This window comes from Micromonospora sp. KC207, from assembly GCF_004348615.1.
GTDB lineage: Bacteria > Actinomycetota > Actinomycetes > Mycobacteriales > Micromonosporaceae > Micromonospora.
This window is the reverse complement of the sequence record NZ_SMKJ01000143.1, coordinates 1-17,004: the sequence shown is the minus strand read 5'-3', so window position 1 is coordinate 17,004 and position 17,004 is coordinate 1. Positions and strand designations below refer to the sequence as shown.

Here is a 17,004-nt window from a genome sequence, read left to right as displayed (position 1 = left end):
GATGCGTGGGCAGGGTGTGGGCCGGTTCGTGGAGATCGGCCCGGATGCCACGTTGAGTGGGTTGGTGGCGCAGTGTCTCGATGACACGCCGGTGGTGGTGGCGAGCCTGCGCAAGGACCGCGACGAGCCGGACGCCGTACTGGAGGCCCTCGCCCAGGTGCACGTCAGCGGCGCCACCCCGGACTGGGCGGCGGTGTACCGGTCGCTCGGCCCGGCCCACCGGTGCGAGCTGCCCACCTACCCGTTCCAGCGGAAGCGCTACTGGTACGGGCACACCGCGACCACCGGAATCGACGCGCACCCGCTGCTCGGCGCGGCGGTCGAGCTCGCCGACGCCGGTGGCTTGCTGTTCACCGGCCGGCTCGGTACAGACACCCAGCCGTGGCTGGCCGACCACGTGATCGGTGGGGCGACGCTGTTCCCCGGTACCGGCTTCGTGGAGCTGGCGCTGCACGCCGGCGCCCGGGCCGGCTGCCCCGGGGTGGACGAGCTGACCATCGAGATCCCCCTCGTCCTGCCCGCCGAGGGCGGCGTCCAGCTCCAGTGCGCGGTGACCGCGCCGGACGAGGCCGGGCTGCGGCGGATCACCGTCCACACGCGACCTGAGGGTGGCTCCGCCGACCTGCCCTGGACCCGGCACGCCACCGGGACGCTGGCCCCCGACCGCGGGGCGGCCGGCGGCACCGAACTGGCCGCCTGGCCACCACCCGACGCCGCCGAGCTGCCACTGGACGGGATGTACCCGGAGTTCGCCGCCGCCGGCATCGACTACGGCCCAGCCTTCCGTGGCCTGCGTCGCGCCTGGCGCCGAGGCGACCAGGTGTTCGCCGAAGTGAGCCTGCCCGAGTCGGCGGACTTTGAAGTGGACCGTTACCAGTCGCACCCGGCCGCGCTGGACGCCGCCCTCCAGGTGATCGGGCGCAGCGGGCTGGCCGGTGCCGAGCCGGCTCTGCCGTTCTCCTGGTCCCGGTTGCGGCTGCACGCGGTCGGCGGAACGAGCCTGCGGGTACGCGTCACGCCGGCCGGCACCGGGGCGGTGTCCCTGCACGTCGCGGATTCCACGGGGCAGCCGGTCGTCACCGTCGACTCGCTCATCCTGCGCCCGATGTCCCAGGCGCCGGTACCCCCGACCGCTGCCGCCCGGGCCACGGACACCCTGCGCCGGCTGGAGTGGCGTCCGCTCACGGTGCACAGTGCCGACCTGACCAGCCGGTGGACCGTACTCGGCCCGGACCGGTGGGGCTTGGCCAAACCGCTCAGTGCCCCGGTGGTCTCCGACCTGGACGCGGCGGCCGACGCCGACGTGCTGGTGCTCGCGGCCGGTGGCCCGGGCACCGACGTGTACGCCGAGACGGCCCGGCTCCTCGATCTGCTGCGTGCCTGGCTGACCGACTCCCGGTTCGCCGCCGCCCGGCTGGTTGTGGCGACCAGCGGCGCGGTCAGCGGCACCGGCGTCGAAGCGGTGGACGCGCCTTTTGCCGCCGGCGTCCCGGACCTGGCTGGCGCCGCCGTGGCCGGGCTGGTCCGCGCCGCACAGGCCGAGCACCCGGACCGGATCGCGCTGGTGGACCTGGACACGGCCGCGGCGTCCGGGCACCTGGTCCAGGCCGCGCTGCGCTCCGGCGAGCCGCAGGCCGCGCTGCGCCGGGGCGAGCTCTGGGTGCCACGGCTGGCTCCGGTGAGCCCGCCCGCCGGGGACGGCAAACCGGTCTGGACCACCACCGGCACCGTCCTGATCAGCGGGGCGACCGGCGCGCTGGGCGGGGTGGTTGCCCGCCACCTGGTCGCCCGGCACGGGGTCCGGCACCTGCTGCTGGCCAGCCGGCGGGGTCCGGACGCCGCAGGGGTGGCCGCCCTCACCGGCGAGCTGGCCGACCTGGGCGCGGTGACCGTGGACGTGGTCGCCGTCGATCTGGCCGATCGCGACGCGGTGGCGGCGCTGCTCGCCACCGTCCCGGACGACCGGCCGCTGCGCGGGATGGTGCACGCCGCCGGGGTGCTCGACGACGGGCTGGTCACCACGCTGACCGCGGAGCGGCTTGGCGCGGTCCTGCGGCCCAAGGTGGACGGCGCATGGCACCTGCACGAGCTGACCGCGGACCTGGACCTGTCCGCGTTCGTCCTGTTCTCCTCGGCGGCCGGCATGCTGGGCGGCCCCGGGCAGGGCGCCTACGCGGCGGCCAACGCGTTCCTGGACGCCCTCGCCGCGCACCGTCGGGCGGCCGGGCTGGCCGGGCTCTCCCTCGCCTGGGGACTGTGGGCGACCGGCGAGGCCGGGATGGGTGCGGGGCTGAGCGAGATCGACACCCAGCGGCTGGCCGCGGCCGGCATCGCGGCGCTGCCCACCGAGGTCGGGCTCGGTCTGCTCGACGCGGCCACCGGTCTGGCCGATCCGGTGTTGCTGGCCGCCCGGCTGGCGCCGCCCGCCGGCGACACGGCGGACCTGCCGCCGCTGCTGCGCGACCTGGCCGGCCCGCAGACCCGTCGGGCCGTCGCGGCGGCGCCGGTCGAGGCCGGGTCGCTGCGCGAGCGGCTCGCCGGGATGCCGCCGCACAAGCGGGCACCGGCCCTGCTCGATCTGGTCCGCAGCCAGGTGGCGGCGCTGCTCGGATACCCCGACTCGGCCGACATCCCGGTCGAACGCGCCTTCCTCGACCTGGGTTTCGACTCCCTGGCCGCGGTCGGAATGCGCAACAAACTCACCCTGCTCACCGGGCTGAACCTGTCGGCCAGCCTGGTCTTCGACTACCCGAATCCGCGGGCCCTGGCCGAGCATCTCGGCGCGCAGCTACTGCCGGAGCCCGAACCGGCCGTCGAGGCGGTCGACCCCGTCGACGTACGGCAGATGCTGGCGTCGATTCCGCTGGACCGGCTGCGCGACGCCGGCCTGCTGGACAGCCTCCTCAAACTGGCCGGCGCCCCGGCGGCACCACACCACCCGACGACCACGTCGATAGATGACATGGACAGCGAAGAGCTGATCAACCTGGCGATCGGCGAGCATGCCGATCGTGGTTGAGCAGTCCATCCCAGCAGCAGCCAAGCCACAGAGAGGGCTGAACCGAATGGACACCACGTTCGCGATCGAGACGAGCGGGCTACGCAAGTCGTACGGCGACGTACGCGGGCTGCAGGGCGTGGACCTGAGAGTCGAACGGGGCACGATGCTCGCCCTGCTCGGCCCGAACGGTGCGGGCAAGACCACGTTGATCCGCATCCTGACCACGCTGCTGAACCCGGATGACGGGGTGGCGATGATCGAGGGGCACCAGGTGGTCCGCGACGCCGCCCGGGTCCGCGAGGTGATCGGGCTGACCAGCCAGGACGCCTCCATCGACGGCGTGCTCACCGGTCGGGAGAACCTGGTCATGATGGGGCGGCTGTTCCACCTCGGCCGGTCCGCGGCCCGGCAGCGCGCCGCCGAACTACTCAGCGAGTTCGATCTGGTGGAAGCCGCGGAGCGGCAGGTCCGGTACTACTCCGGCGGCATGCGACGCCGGCTCGACCTGGCGGTCAGCCTGGTCACCGCGCCGCCGGTGCTGTTGCTCGACGAACCCACCACCGGGCTGGACCCGCGCAGTCGGCAGGCGCTGTGGGAAACCATCAAGAAGCTGTTGGCGGCCGGCACCACCATCCTGCTGACCACGCAGAACCTGGAGGAGGCCGACCAGTTGGCCGACCGGATCACGTTGATCGACGAGGGTCGCATCGTCGCGGAGGGCACCGCGGACGAGCTCAAGCGCCAGGTCGGCACCGAGCGGCTGGAGCTTGGCTTCGCCACCGAGCGCGACGCCCAGCGGGCCCAGGATGTGATCGGTGGGGTACGCCTGGCCGGGACCAGCATCAGCATCCCGGTCGAGGACGCCGGCGAGGTCCGCCGGCTGCTCAACAAGGTCGGTGACGCCGGCCTCGACGTGCAGGGCCTGGCCATGCGCCGGCCCACGCTCGACGACGTGTTCCTCACCCTGACCGGCCACAACGCGGGAGAAGTTCAATGACCCAGACCATGTCGCACGGGCTGACCCGGATCGAACCGCTGCAACGCCCGGCTTTCGTCTTGGCGCTGAGCGACTGCCTGACCCTGATCGGCCGCAACCTGCGGCACATCATCCGGGTCCCGGAACAGCTGATCCAGATGGTCTCGCTGCCGATCATCCTGCTGCTGATGTTCCGCTACCTGCTCGGCGGCGCGATCAAAGTGGACCAGGCGTACATCAACTATGTGATCGCCGGGCTCATCGTGATCAGCGTCGGCTTCAACCTCACCACGACCATCGTCGGGGTTACCGATGACCTGCGTAACGGCATCATCGACCGGTTCCGGTCGATGCCGGTGCTGCGGTCCGCGGTGCTGATCGCCCACGTGGTCGGCGCGTTGTGCCGCAACGCGGTCTCGGCGGCTGTGCTGATCCTGGCCGGGTTCGCGGTCGGCTTCCGGCCCACCGCCGGCCCGCTGGAGTGGCTGGCCACGTTCGGCATCCTGCTGCTGTTCGTCACCGCGCTGTCCTGGGTGGCGGTGATCCTCGGTATCACCGCGAAGTCGGTCGAGGGCGGCAACGGGCTGGGCATGATCCTGGTGTTCCTGCCGTACCTGAGCAGCGCCCTGGTCCCGACCAGCACGATGCCGCCGGTGGTCGAGGCGATCGTGGTGAACCAGCCGGTGAGCCCGGTGGTGGACTCGGTCCGGTCGCTGCTCACCGGCGTGCCGGCGGGGCACGCGGTCTGGCTGGCGCTGGCCTGGTGGATACCCATCCTGCTGCTCTCCGTACCGCTGGCCGCCCGGCTCTTCCGTCGCCGCACGGTCGGCTGAGCCGGCGCCCGGGGAGCTGAGGGAGGTGCGAATCCGATGATCGGGGAGCGAAACGGGCGGGCCGGCCGTCGAGGCGCGCGGGCGGTGATCCTGACCGGCGACGCGCACGACCATCCGGGCGGGCTGTCCATGCGGTGGCGCGCCCTGCAAACCGCGCTGGACCGGCACCTGCCGTGCAGGCTCCAGCAGCTCGGCTGCGACCGGTGGGACCGGTGCCGGGCCGGCTGCCGGCTCACTGGCCGGCCGGGCGGCGCCGCCGAGGTCGCCATGCTCGACGACGTACAGGTCTGGCACGCCGACCGGACCTACTGCCCGGAGTACGTCCGGCGCTTGGCCGGTGAGTTGGTCGCGGCCCGCGTCACCACGGTGGTGTGCAGCGGCCTCGACACCCACCGGTACGTCACCGCCCTGGCCGCGCTGGGCTGGTTCACCGTGGTCTTCGACCTGCACAACGTGGAGGCCCAGCTGCACCAGGCGATCCACGCCGCGCTGCCGCCCGGATCACCGATGGCCGGCTTCTACACCGAGCGGCACGTGCGGCTGGTGGACACCGCGGAGCGGACCGCGGTCCGCGCCGCGGACGCGGTGTGGGTGTGCAGCGACGAGGACCGGGCGGAGGTGATCAGGCGGTACGCGGTGGCACCCGACACTGTCCGGGTGGTGCCCAACGTCGTCGAGGTCACCGGCACCGTGCCGCCACCGGCTGGCGTCCGCTCGGTCTGCTTCACCGGCCGCATGGACTGGTATCCCAACATCGAGGCCGGGCTCGCCCTCCTCCTCCAGATCGCCCCGCTGCTGCGGAAGCGGGGCCACCACCTGCCGGTCGTGGTGGCCGGCGCGATGGCCCGGGAGATGCTGGGGGACGTGGAGCTGGGGCCCGGAGTCGAGCTGATCTCCGATCCGCCCAGCCCGGCCGCCCTGATCGCCGGCAGCATCATGGCGGTTCCGCTCAAGCTCGGCGGGGGCAGTCGCTTCAAGATCCTGGAGGCGTTCGCGAGCGGTGCGCCGATGATCTCCACGGCGAAGGGCGCCGAGGGGCTCGGCGCGGTGCCCGGCGAGCACTATCTGGCGGCGGAGGAGCCGGAGGAGTTCGTCGACGCGGTGGACCGGCTGGTCGGCGACCCGGCACTTCGCACCCAGCTCACCCGGGCGGCCTGGACGCTGCTGACCGAGCGGTATTCGCTCGACGCGCTCACCGCCCGGCTGGCCGACCTGGCCGTGCCGGCCCGCTGAGCGGTCCGCCGGCCCTGAGCGGTCAGCCAGGGCCGGTCGGCGTCTCCTGGAGGTAGGCGAGCACGGCGAGCACCCGGCGGTTGTCCTCGGCGGACAGGGCCAGGTCGAGCTTGCCGAAGATGTTGTTGATGTGCTTGCCGACCGCTTTCTCGGTGATCACGAGCATGTTGGCGATGGCGGCGTTCGATCGCCCTTGCGCTATCAGATCCAGCACCTCCCGTTCCCGCCGGCTGAGTCGGGCCAGCGGCGGGCGGCGACTGGCCCGGCCCAGCAGGCTGGAGACGACCTTCGGGTCCAGGACCGTCCCGCCGTCCGCGACCCGGCGCACCGCGTCGATGAACGTCGACACGTCGGACACCCGGTCCTTCAGCAGGTAGCCGATCCCGCCCTCGCCGGAGTGCATCAGCTCCAGGGCGTACAACTGCTCGACGAACTGGCTCAGCACCAGCATCGGCATGCCCGGCCGGCGCTGGCGGGCCTCGATCGCGGCGATCAGGCCCTCGGTGGTGAAAGTCGGCGGCATCCGGATGTCCACCACCGCCACGTCGACCTCGTGCTCGCGCAGCGCCGCCGCCAGCGCCTGCGGATCGCCGACGGCGGCCACCACCTCGATGCCGTGGGCCTCCAGCAGCCGGGTCAGGCCGTCCCGGAGGAGAGCGAGGTCTTCCGCGATGACAACTCGCACGGAACCTCCAGAGTGATCGAGGTGGGCCCGCCGGCCGGGCTGTTCACCCAGATGATGCCGTCGAACGCCTCCAGCCGCCGGGCGATGCCATGCAGGCCGGTGCCGCCGTCGATCGACGCGCCGCCGACCCCGTCGTCAACGACCACGGCCACCAGTCGGCCGTCCAGGAAACTGATGTCCACCGCGGCCGTGGTGGCGTGGCTGTGCTTGACCACATTGGTTAGGCACTCGGCGATGGAGAAGTACAGTGCCGACTCGATCGCGGCGGGCGCGGGCCCGGGCAGGTCGCAGCTTACGCTGGTCGGTACGGCGAGGTCGAGGGCCAGCGCCTCGACTGCCTTGTCCAGGCCCCGGTCGGCGAGCACCGCCGGGTGGATCGCGCGCATGACCGCGCGCAGGTCGTCCAGCGCGGACAGGGTGGTCGCCCGGGCCTCGCTGACCAACTGGGCGCCGGCCGCCGGGTCGGTGCGCAGCAGATGCTCGGCCAGCCCGAGCGTCATGCCCACCGAGACCATCCGGGCCTGGGCCCCGTCGTGCAGGTCGCGCTCGATCCGCTTGAGCTCCGTGACCTGCGCGTCGACCGCGCCCCGCCGGGTCCGGGCCAGCGCGTCGATGCGTCGGGTCAGCTCCCGCTCCCGCTCCGGGGGCAGCTGCGACACCACCCAGGCGTGCGTGCCCACCCCCGAGGCGAGCAGCATCAGCGCCCAGATCGGCCAGAAGTACCCGCCTCCGGACAGCGCCCAGACCGCTAGCTCGGCCGACGCCAGCACGCACGCCAGCGCGGCGTGCAGGGCCAGCCAGCGGCGTCGACCACGCGGTACCTGCAGCGCCCGCCGGACGGCCAGGTGCGTCCCGACCGCGACGGCCAGGCCGAACCAGGCCCACCGTGGCCAGAAGTAACCGCCCCCCGTGACCGCCCAGATCATCCCGGTTAGCAGTGCGAGGCTGGCCGCCCCACCGGCCTCCGCGATGATCGGGCCGGTGCCGCCGCGACCGCCGAGCAGGCGGCGACGAGGGTCGGTCGGCATGCTCATCGCAGGACCTCCATCCGGTGCGGTTTCTCGGCACCTTCACCGTAAGAGGAGCACCGGATGCCGGCCAACGACCTATGCCCCCAAGTAGGGGTGGGGATTTCCCTACCCTCTACGGCGGGGGCCAGTGGCTGGCCCGGTCGTCAGCTAACGTCGAGCACCGACACGCCGCAGATCCACAGGGACTGTACCGTGCCAAAACTGCGTTCGGTGGCGTGAGCCGGATTTTGAAGATCGGTTCAGGCTGCCCGGTGGTACTCGTTGATCACTACTTCGCCGAGCGGTCGTCGGACCGCTCCACTGATGTCCGTGCAACTGATGCTGTCCCCGCCGCAGTATTCGTACGGATTCAGGTTCCCGCCGTAGACCGGGCACGACCAACGTCGACGTCAACCCGCCACTGCGCCAGGCCCTCGCCGGCATCGGCCGCCTGGGTTCCCTGCACCTGGCCGTCGGCGCCGACGAGCTGACCGTCACCACCCTTGACGGGCAGGTGGTGAGAAACGGGTACCCCTGCCGCGGCGCTGGCTCAAGGGCTTCGCCGAGGTTCAGCTCGGAAAGAAGTTCCCGGCTCATCGCCCCATCCGGCGGCGCTACCGTCGTCACCGCCATGGGCGACCTGGGCGGTTTCCGCCACGACTCCCTGACCGAGGTGCCCGCCGGGCGGCTGCAGAACCCGGTGATGGGCAACAGCACGGACATCGATTTCGCCCAGTCCAACCCCACGGTGATGGTTCGCGTCGGCCGTGGCGGCGCGCAGGACGGTGCCTATTCCACCGACGGCGGCCGCAACTGGAAGGGCTTCGCGGCGGAGCCGGTGGCTGGCGCCGACAGCGGCCATGTCGCGCTCGCGGCGGACGGCTCCGCCATCGTCTGGACCCGGTGTCTTCCGCTCCACCGACAAGGGCGCCACCTGGCTCCGCGTCAACGACGACGCCCACCAGTGGGGCAGCATCGGCGGCGTCGGCGTCATCGCCGGCGACCCCGACACCTACGGCCGCGTCTATGTCGGCACCAACGGACGCGGCCTCCAGTACGGCGACCCGTTCTGACCTCAACGTCCGAGCGGGGCCGCAAGCACAAGAGCCTGCGGCCCCGCCACAGTGAGGGACCTCGGGCAGCGTCGAAGTCGCGGGGACGCGGCCGTGGCTGCTGGCGGCATGGGGGCATCGCGCCGTTCGCCGGCGACGACGTACGTGGTGAGCGGGCTCGTTGTCGTCGGACATCAGGTATCGGCGGTCCCTGCCGGGGTGCGGCTGTGCTGCCGTACCCCGGGCGCGGACGGTGCCGGGCTGGGTCAGGCGACAACGGTGAGCACCAGTTTTCCGGCGGTGTGACCGGTCTCCACGGCCGCTACCGCCTCCGCGCTCTGCTCGAAGGCGAACATGTGCGTGATGTGCGGGTCGACGGTGCCGTCCACCATCAGCGCGGCTACAGTCTCGAGCGACGCCCGGTCGAGGCGACGGGGCAGGTACTCGCCGCCCAGTTCGTGCACGGTGTCATCGGCGGCAGACAGCACATGCCCGGCGTCCGTGACCAGCGGGGCGACCGACCGTAGCGCGTCGCCGCCGACGAGGTCGATCAGGCCATCCACACCGGACGGGGCGAGATGCCGTACCTGTCCGGGGACGTCACCGGCGGTGTAGCTGACGAAGGTCACGCCGAGAGCCTCGGCCCCGGCACGCTTGCTGTCGCTGCCGGTCCCGATCACCCTCATACCCCGTGCTCGGGCAAGCTGCGCGGTGATCTGGCCGGTGCTGCCTCCGACGCCGTTGACCAGCAGCGTCGCGCCCTCCGGCAGGTCGAGCCGGTCGAGTGCGTCGAGGGCCGTCGTGCCGGACACGGGTATGGTCGCCGCCCACTCGTACGACAGGGTCTCCGGCTTACGAGCCGCGTTCACCGCAGGCAGGACCGTCGTCTCGGCGTACGTGCCGGCGCCACTGAGTGCGAACCCGAACACCGCGTCGCCCACCGCGAGGTCGGTGACGCCGGCACCGATCGCGAGCACGTCCCCGGCGGCCTCCATGCCCATCACCTGCGGAAACGGTAGGTGTCCGTTCAGCGCCCGGACATGTCCGGACCGGAGAAGGGGATCCAGGCGCGCTACTCCGGCGGCCCGGACCCTGATGAGGATCTCCCCGACACCGGGCTGCGGATCGGGCCGGTCGAAGTAGAACTGGACCTCCGGGCCGCCGAAAGTGCGGTATCCGAACGCACGGCTCATCGTCGTACTCCCTCACTGGTTGTCGACCGCCGACGCTAGTTACTGACACCGGTGTCAGAAACAAGAGCGTGTAACCCGAGTCACACGCACTCCCGCTGCGGGCAGCTTGCGTCTCCTGACGCAGCGCCGTTCCGGGCCGGTCGTCGACACCACCCGACCGCTCGGCGCGCACCTGCGCATGAGTTGGTGCACGCCGTCGAGCGCGGCGCGGCTCACGCGCTCGCCATCTCCCTACGGTGCGCCCGATTCGCAGCGATCAGATCGTCCAGCACCGCCCGGGTCCTGATCAGGTCATCGATGTGCTGATCGAGGCGGTCACGCTCCTGACCCATGCGCTCCAGGGCCGCCTCGGAGGTGTCCGCACTCGGAGACTCGACGCAGGGCAGGAGGTCGACGATGGTCCGACTACTCAGGCCCGCCGAGAACAGCCGCTGGATCAAGCGGATCCGCTCGACCTGGTCCTCGAGGTAGCGGCGGTGACCGCGCGGGCTGCGCAGGCTGGTGAGCAGGCCCTGCTCCTCGTAGTAGCGCAAGGATCGCACGCTGACCCCGGTACGGGCGGCGAGTTCACCGATCCGGATGGTGGCGGTCATTCTGATTTCCGTCCTGCCTCGCACGTGTGTGAGGTTCAGGCTACCCACGCGTCGGAACGCGGCCAGTGACACCACGCAGCGGGCAGAGTTACGTGGCCGACGCACCCGACAGCGCCGAATCCGGCGCTGTCCAGCGGGTCACGCCGCTGACCCGGCGTTGCTCAGGCCTGGGTGCTACCGATCACCCGGACCGGCTCGGCTGGGCTGTCGACGCCGCCGACCTGGCGGCCGGGGAAGTCGACGACTCCGTTCGCGCTCGAAGTCGTCGTCGCCCATTCCGAGCGCGCGACTCTGCGCGTCGGTGACGTGTTTTTAAGCACCGCGTGCAGGTGCAGCGCCAGGCGCGATTGCGCCTGGCGGCAGTCGTGAGCCAGTTAGCCCAATCTAGGGTTCGTGAAGCCAGGAGGCAGATTGCACGCGGAGGTTGTCACCGCACTCGACGTTCACCTCGCGGAGATGCACCGGCTGTGGCGGCGGCTCACCGATGCCCGCGCCATCGAGCCGGGCGAGCGCTTGGAGGTCGTTCTGGAGATCGCTGCCAGCGCCAAAAACTCTTGGCGCACGCGGTCTACGCGAATCGGCCGGAGCCCGCCGTCATCTCGACTACCTCGCGGTAGACGTGCTCGCAGCACGGCGACCCGCCGCCGAGGGCGTATGTCGCAGAGCATGAAGGCGCTGTTGCACGTGGTGGACGGCGGCGCGCAGCACCGGAGCCCGCTCGGCGTGCGCGGCCGCGTGCGGCGAGTCCGGGCCGTGGCGGCGCAGCATGTCGGCCAGGGGTTGCTCGACGGTCATGGCGCGACCGTAGGGGCCAGCCGTCTGGTCGGCGTAGATCAACGCGTCGGACACCGGTGGGTCCTCGCAGGGGAAGCAGGCGAGCTGTTCGCCGAGCCCCTGCGCTCGTACGTGCCGCGGTGTGGTGAGCTACCAGGCCGACGATGTTGCTGGCCCATCCCAGGGCTTGCAGATACCGGGCGCAGGGCCAGGAACACCGGTCAAGGCGTTACGGTAGTCAGCCGACTGCCCTGTGGGAAGGTGACGAGCAGCGGTGCTCGTCACCGGCATGTCACCCCGGCCTCCTCTTCGACTCAATGACAGTAGGCCTCGCGCCTGGCCGCAGGCCCACGCCGGGAAAACGTGACTTCTCCGTGGCTAGATGCATTCTTTCGGTGGTCGACGCCGGGCGCGAAGGGCCGTAGCCTGACCGTTCAGGAAACTCTGGGTAACGGGAGGTAACGCGATGAACGGCACAGCGGTCACCGTGGAGACCCGTCCGGACGGCACCCTGATCATCCACCCCGGCGGCCAGCTCGACGCCGACCGCGCGGTCGAACTGCGGCGCACGATCGTGCACGCGGTACGCCGTGTGCGGCCACTGCGGCTGGTCGTCGACCTACGCGATCTGCACGACCTCGATGCGATCAACCTTGGCACTCTCGCCGCGGCCTGCCAGCTCGGCGACGACCACCAGGTCGCCGTCTTCCTCGACTACTGCTGCCCCACGAGCGCCGAGCGCCTGACGGCGGCCGGCGTCCCTGGCCACCGCCTGCGGCATACCGCACCCGCCGCCTGATCTACAGCGAGACCGTACACTTCCGCACCCTGCGGCACGTCACAACCGACCCTGATCAAGGTGATCGCTCTGGTCGACGGGCCGAACGGGTGGTTCCGGCTTAGGCTCCCGTGTCGGTGGCCGGATACTGCGGTCCATCGGGGAAACGGAGTGGCGGTAGGTGCATCCCGCGACGGTGCAGGTAGCGCCTTCAGCTACCGCGGCCGCGGCGTCGAGCAGTTGCCTGGTGTGCTGGTGGCGCTCCTCGACATGAGCCACGAGCACCGGCAGCAGCGGCTGCCGGACGCGAACGCGGTCGGCTAAGCGCTCCTGGATGCGCCGGCGGCGCTGCCCGCCGCCGCGGAACTCTGTCGGCTCGATCGGGCACGGCGCGACCCAAACCGCCCACTGTTCGGTCGACCAGCTCGCTCGTGCTCGACTGCCCCACGGATCGAACCCGAACCCACTCCAAGATCATTTCGGTAGGCCTGCATCCGGTGACCGATGTTGCACGTCAACCCGAGGATGCTGCCCCGGCTCGCCACACTTGAGGATGACTTAGCGTTCGCCGGTCTCGCGCCCAGGCCGAAGGGTGACTCGGAGAGATCGAGGGCATCGACCTCACCCTGCGGTTCTTGGCTGAGAAGCAGAGCCAAGCACAGCGACTGCAACGGATCACTGGGGCGGTGGCCTCGGCATGCCCACCGTCGGGCAACCTGCCTAGCTAACCCGACACCCGCTTCAGATGGTGCACGCCGGTGAGCTCCTCCGACAGCGTCCACAGTCGCGTTGCGGTCGCCGGGTCCTCGGCGGAGGGCACGGCCCGCACCAAGGTCGGGTGGCCGCGCATCTCGCCCCGGCCGTCTGGGCCGATGAACTGCCCGCTTCGCGCGGTCGGCTCGGTGGCCGCGTAGCCGGGATGCGCGAGCAGGCTGTGCACCGGGCTGCCCGTCGCGGTGAGCCGCCGGTGCAGTTCCAACCCGAAGAGCACGTTGGCGAACTTCGACTGAGCGTAGAACGCGGTCGGTGAGTAGTCCTTCACGCCGGTCAGATCATCGAATTGGATCGAGCCACGCCGGTGCCTCTTGGAGCTGACGGTGACCACGCGCGGGTCGGTGCCGCTTCCAGGAGGTCGAGCACGAGGCCGGTGAGCGCGAAGTGGCCGAGGTGGTTGCTCGTGAACTGGCTCTCGTGGCCCTGTGCGCTCTGCGAGCGCGGCGGCATCATGATGCCCGCGTTGTTGACGAGGACGTCGACGCGGATGCCGTCGGCGTGGAGCGCGTCGGCGAACACGCGCGCACCGAGTCGAGGTCGGCCAGGTCGAGGCGGCGCAGTTCGAGGCGGGCACCCGGCTGCTCGCCGGCGAGCCCGGCGAGGGCCTGCCGCCCCCTGGCCTCGTTGCGCACCGCCATGATGACGTGCGCGCCACGCCGGGCCAGTTGCCAAAGGGCGGGTGGAGTGGCATCCGCGTCGACCCCGCCTGATTCCGTTCGCGACCGGCGGACGGGCGAGCCGGCCGCGCCGATCGTCCGGCGTGCGGAAGGCGGCAGGTGAGTCCGTCGATCCGCTCCCGCCAACAGAGTCTCGTCGCGATGGGTGATGACGTCGGGAAGAAGGCCGCACTGTCGGCGCGCGGCAAGGTGTCGCAAACGGCAAAGGTGGGAAAATTCTCTTCGCCCTGACAAGTAGGACCTGAAGGGATGAGCACGGCAGATGACTACGTACCGCAACCCCTTCGAGGGGCGAAGCGAGCCGCTTCCCACCGAGCTGTCCGGGCTCGGCTACCGGCACGAGTTCGCCGAGCTGGACGGAATCGTCCTGAGCTACCTGCGCGGTCCCGAGGCGGGTCCGCCGCTGGTGCTGGTACCGGCGCAGATGGGCACGTGGACGACGTACGCCAAGGTCATGCCGGCGTTGGCGGAGCGCTTCTCGGTCTTCGTGGTGGAGCTGCGGGGGCACGGGAACTCGTCCTGGACGCCGGGAAACTACTCTTGGGACTCGGTCGGCGGCGACCTGCGGCTTTTTCTCGAGCGGATGGTCGGGCGGCCGGCAGTGGTCAGCGGCAACTCCTCGGGCGGGATCCTCGCGCTGTGGCTGGCGGCCAACGCGCCGGGCCTGGTCTCCGGCATCGTGCTGGAGGACGCTCCGGTCTTCTCTGTGGAGATGCCCCGCTTCGCCGAGCGTGATCGCTTCGTCTACAACGGTTTGGCACACATCGTCGAGGTGCTGGGTGACCGCGAGAATCGGCATCTGGCGGACTACTTCCGCGGTCAGGGGCTGCCGGTGTCCGAGCGGCGGACGAAACGAATGCCGGGTTGGTTCGTCGATCTGCTCGACCGGGCGATCACCCGCTACGAACAGCGGCATCCGGGGCAACCGTCCGGGGTGGACGCGTGGTGGTTACCGGCCTCCATGGGCGAACTTTTTCGCTCGCTGTCGATGTTCGACCCGGACTTCGCCCGTGCCTTCGTGGATCGCCGCTTCTACGGAGACTTCTCGCACGAGGCGGCGCTGCGGGCGGTGCGCTGTCCGCTGTTGCTGCTTCATGCCAACTGGCACCGCTACGCTGAGCACGGTCTGGTCGGCGCGATGGACGACGACGACGCGCGGCGGGTGTGCGCGCTGGTCCCGGGTGCGGTCTACCGCAGGATCCCCGCGAACCATGTGATCCACCGGCGGAGGCCGGAGGAGTTCGTCCGGGCGATCGAGGAGTTCATAGCCGAGATCAGGGGCGTGCCCGTGTTGGACGTTCCACCCGATCCGCATGGGCGGTAGCCGCACGGAGGTCGGGTCGGGGGCCTGCGGTCGGGGTCGACGTCCAATGAGGACATCCCGCGACAGACCGGAGCGGACAGCTCGAATCGTCCCTACCGGGGCGGATTGCGATTATCCTTGGTCATCGACTGGCGTCGGTGTCGGGCTTGATCAGGTGTGACTCCATCAAGTACGCTCGAGTCGCTTCGAAATCACCATTGTTTGACTATTTGTCGACAGTCGGAATGTTTCCCGCCGGTAAAGTGGCGCTGTCCGTTCGGTTAATTTAACCTGGTCCTTCAGGCTGGTGGCGCGCCGGCCGCCGGGCCGCACGTAGTTTTGTTCTGCCCGCTCTGTAGGAGGAAGCTTGTCTCCCGTTGTCGACATACGCTCCCTGACGAAGCGGTACGGTAAGGCGCGCGGTGTCGAGGACGTGACATTCCAGGTCGAGCAGGGTGAGATCTTCGGGTTTATCGGCCCCAACGGGGCCGGCAAGACCACGACGATCCGCACGCTGCTCGGTTTCCTCCGGCCGACCAGTGGCTCGGCCAGGATCTTCGACCTGGACGTGGTGAGCCAGGGGCAGGAGATCAAGAAGCGGATCGGGTACCTGCCCGCCGACGTCAACTACTACGACGACATGCGCGCCGGGGAACTGCTCGACCTGTCCGCCCGGTTCCACGGGGTGGCCGCGTCGGCCCGGATCGCCGAACTCAGCCAGGCGCTCGGCCTCGACCTGGGCAAGCGCATCCGGTCGCTGTCTACGGGCAACCGTAAGAAGGTCGGCATCGTGCAGGCCCTGCTGCACGAGCCCGATCTGCTGATCCTCGACGAGCCGACCAGCGGGCTGGACCCGCTCGTCCAGCACACTTTCTTCGAGTTGCTGCGCGCGGAGAAAGAGCAGGGCCGCACGATCTTCTTCTCCTCGCACGTGCTCAGCGAGGTGCAGCGGTTGTGCGACCGGGTGGCCATCATCCGCGACGGCCGGATCATCGACGTGGAGCGGGTCGACGGCCTCGGGGTCGGCCAGTACAAGCGGGTCAGAGTCAAGCTGCGCAACCCTGGGGCGACGCTCGACCTGCCCGGGGCGCACCGGCCGGCAGGGCCCGGCGCCGACGTCGAGCTGATTTACCGGGGCGGCATCGACGACCTGGTCAAACAGTTGGCCCGGCACGAGGTCGAGGACGTCTGGATCGAAGACCCTCCGCTGGAGGAGATCTTCCTGCACTACTACCAGGGCGACGCGGAGCGGTCCGCCGCCGACGGGGATGGGGTGGCCCGGTGAGCGGCGTACTGTTCCGCAACGAGTTGCGCCGGCACCGGCGAGGATTTCTGATCTGGGCGGCCGTGCTGCCGCTGCTGAGCTTGTTCCGGATGGCGGAGTACCCGACCTTCTACCGGGAGAACCGGGACGCGCAGGCGGCCCTGGAGCAGTTCTCGCCGACCGAGATCGAGCTGTTCGGCCTGGACAGCCTCCGGCTCACCGAGATCGTCGACTACTACGGCGGCCGGATCTACTCGCTGCTGCTCCTGCTGGGCAGCGTCTACGTGATCATGCTCGCCGCGACCATCCTGGCCAAGGAGGAGGACGACAAGACTGTCGAGTTCCTTTTGGTCAAGCCCGTGACGAGAAGTTCGGTCGTGACGGCGAAGCTCGCCGCCGTGGTGGTCTACACGGTGGCCCTCAACCTCGTGCTCTTCCTCGCCGTGTGGGGGATGTTCGCGGCGTTCGAGCAGGAGGGGTACGACCTCGGGACGCTGGCCGTGCTCAGTGTCGGGTCGTTGCTGGTGCACCTGGCGTTCGTCGTGGTCGGATTCCTGCTCTCGGTCTACGTGGTGCGGGCCAGGACCGTCTACCCGATCTCCATCAGCCTGGTGCTGCTCGCCTACTTCCTGCTTATCGTCGCGAATTCGAGTGAGAACGCCGGCTGGGTGCGGTACCTGTCCTTCTTCGCGTACGTCGACGCGGCAGACATTGTCCGAAACGGGGCGATCAGCGCCGTCTACCTGGCGCTATTCGCGTCGGTGATCGCGGCGGGAACGGTGCTTTCGTACCTGACCTACAACCGTAAGGATCTGTCAGCCTGACGCTTTCTCGCCGGGGGGACAGTACGGGTTGTTT

At 70.3% G+C, this 17,004-nt stretch carries 17 protein-coding genes; 10 read left to right on the top strand and 7 right to left on the bottom strand.

Annotated features, from left to right (window positions below):
* The 4 genes from E1258_RS18725 to E1258_RS18710 all read left to right on the top strand — a co-directional run.
* A partial coding sequence (locus E1258_RS18725; protein WP_132402871.1) for a type I polyketide synthase occupies positions 1 to 3,019 on the top strand: 3,019 nt, incomplete at its 5' end.
* 46 nt (positions 3,020 to 3,065) lie between these two features.
* On the top strand, positions 3,066 to 3,998 hold the full coding sequence (locus tag E1258_RS18720) for an ATP-binding cassette domain-containing protein (RefSeq protein WP_165949829.1): 933 nt from the start codon (positions 3,066 to 3,068) through the stop codon (positions 3,996 to 3,998).
* A complete protein-coding gene (locus tag E1258_RS18715; protein ID WP_007076081.1) occupies positions 3,995 to 4,810 on the top strand; it encodes an ABC transporter permease in 816 nt (271 codons plus the stop codon). The genes E1258_RS18720 and E1258_RS18715 overlap by 4 nt, the downstream gene beginning before the upstream one ends.
* A gap of 36 nt (positions 4,811 to 4,846) precedes the next feature.
* Positions 4,847 to 6,043, top strand: a complete 1,197-nt coding sequence (locus E1258_RS18710; RefSeq protein ID WP_132402865.1) for a glycosyltransferase family 4 protein — start codon at positions 4,847 to 4,849, stop codon at positions 6,041 to 6,043.
* Positions 6,044 to 6,065: 22 nt separating this feature from the next.
* Here E1258_RS18710 and E1258_RS18705 read toward each other — a convergent pair whose 3' ends face one another.
* Together E1258_RS18705 and E1258_RS18700 are read right to left on the bottom strand one after the other, a co-directional pair.
* Positions 6,066 to 6,728 (bottom strand): response regulator transcription factor, encoded by a 663-nt coding sequence (locus E1258_RS18705; protein ID WP_132402862.1) that lies wholly within the window; start codon positions 6,726 to 6,728, stop codon positions 6,066 to 6,068.
* Positions 6,680 to 7,762, bottom strand: coding sequence for a sensor histidine kinase (locus E1258_RS18700; RefSeq protein WP_132402859.1), 1,083 nt, complete (start codon positions 7,760 to 7,762; stop codon positions 6,680 to 6,682). The genes E1258_RS18705 and E1258_RS18700 overlap by 49 nt, the downstream gene beginning before the upstream one ends.
* 836 nt (positions 7,763 to 8,598) lie before the next feature.
* Between E1258_RS18700 and E1258_RS34950 the strand changes: the two genes are divergently transcribed.
* Positions 8,599 to 8,811, top strand: a complete 213-nt coding sequence (locus E1258_RS34950; protein WP_243715541.1) for a hypothetical protein — start codon at positions 8,599 to 8,601, stop codon at positions 8,809 to 8,811.
* A 245-nt stretch (positions 8,812 to 9,056) separates the two neighbouring features.
* On the opposite strand, the gene E1258_RS18690 is transcribed toward E1258_RS34950, so the two are convergent.
* From E1258_RS18690 to E1258_RS18680, 3 genes are all read right to left on the bottom strand, one after another.
* A complete protein-coding gene (locus E1258_RS18690) occupies positions 9,057 to 9,983 on the bottom strand; it encodes an NADP-dependent oxidoreductase (RefSeq protein WP_132402856.1) in 927 nt (308 codons plus the stop codon).
* A gap of 212 nt (positions 9,984 to 10,195) precedes the next feature.
* Positions 10,196 to 10,564 (bottom strand): MerR family transcriptional regulator, encoded by a 369-nt coding sequence (locus E1258_RS18685; RefSeq protein ID WP_132402874.1) that lies wholly within the window; start codon positions 10,562 to 10,564, stop codon positions 10,196 to 10,198.
* Positions 10,565 to 11,179: 615 nt separating this feature from the next.
* Positions 11,180 to 11,425, bottom strand: coding sequence for a hypothetical protein (locus tag E1258_RS18680; protein WP_132402853.1), 246 nt, complete (start codon positions 11,423 to 11,425; stop codon positions 11,180 to 11,182).
* A 391-nt stretch (positions 11,426 to 11,816) separates the two neighbouring features.
* Here E1258_RS18680 and E1258_RS18675 point away from each other — a divergent pair, with 391 nt between their 5' ends.
* Together E1258_RS18675 and E1258_RS33445 are read left to right on the top strand one after the other, a co-directional pair.
* A complete protein-coding gene (locus E1258_RS18675; protein ID WP_132402850.1) occupies positions 11,817 to 12,149 on the top strand; it encodes an STAS domain-containing protein in 333 nt (110 codons plus the stop codon).
* A gap of 150 nt (positions 12,150 to 12,299) precedes the next feature.
* Complete coding sequence (locus tag E1258_RS33445; protein ID WP_165949828.1) at positions 12,300 to 12,452, top strand: hypothetical protein; 153 nt, start codon at positions 12,300 to 12,302, stop codon at positions 12,450 to 12,452.
* Between the two features lie 400 nt (positions 12,453 to 12,852).
* Here E1258_RS33445 and E1258_RS18670 read toward each other — a convergent pair whose 3' ends face one another.
* Together E1258_RS18670 and E1258_RS18665 are read right to left on the bottom strand one after the other, a co-directional pair.
* Complete coding sequence (locus E1258_RS18670) at positions 12,853 to 13,170, bottom strand: hypothetical protein (protein ID WP_132402847.1); 318 nt, start codon at positions 13,168 to 13,170, stop codon at positions 12,853 to 12,855.
* A 5-nt stretch (positions 13,171 to 13,175) separates the two neighbouring features.
* Complete coding sequence (locus E1258_RS18665) at positions 13,176 to 13,421, bottom strand: hypothetical protein (RefSeq protein ID WP_132402844.1); 246 nt, start codon at positions 13,419 to 13,421, stop codon at positions 13,176 to 13,178.
* 420 nt (positions 13,422 to 13,841) lie between these two features.
* Between E1258_RS18665 and E1258_RS18660 the strand changes: the two genes are divergently transcribed.
* From E1258_RS18660 to E1258_RS18650, 3 genes are all read left to right on the top strand, one after another.
* Positions 13,842 to 14,903 carry an alpha/beta fold hydrolase gene (locus E1258_RS18660; protein WP_132402841.1) on the top strand — a complete coding sequence of 354 codons (1,062 nt, stop codon included), beginning with the start codon at positions 13,842 to 13,844 and terminating at the stop codon, positions 14,901 to 14,903.
* Positions 14,904 to 15,315: 412 nt separating this feature from the next.
* Positions 15,316 to 16,167: an ABC transporter ATP-binding protein gene (locus E1258_RS18655; protein ID WP_207919615.1), complete on the top strand. Its 852-nt coding sequence runs from the start codon at positions 15,316 to 15,318 to the stop codon at positions 16,165 to 16,167.
* Positions 16,164 to 16,970: an ABC transporter permease subunit gene (locus tag E1258_RS18650; RefSeq protein WP_132402838.1), complete on the top strand. Its 807-nt coding sequence runs from the start codon at positions 16,164 to 16,166 to the stop codon at positions 16,968 to 16,970. Before E1258_RS18655 ends, E1258_RS18650 begins: the two co-directional genes overlap by 4 nt.
* Positions 16,971 to 17,004 lie beyond the last annotated feature (34 nt).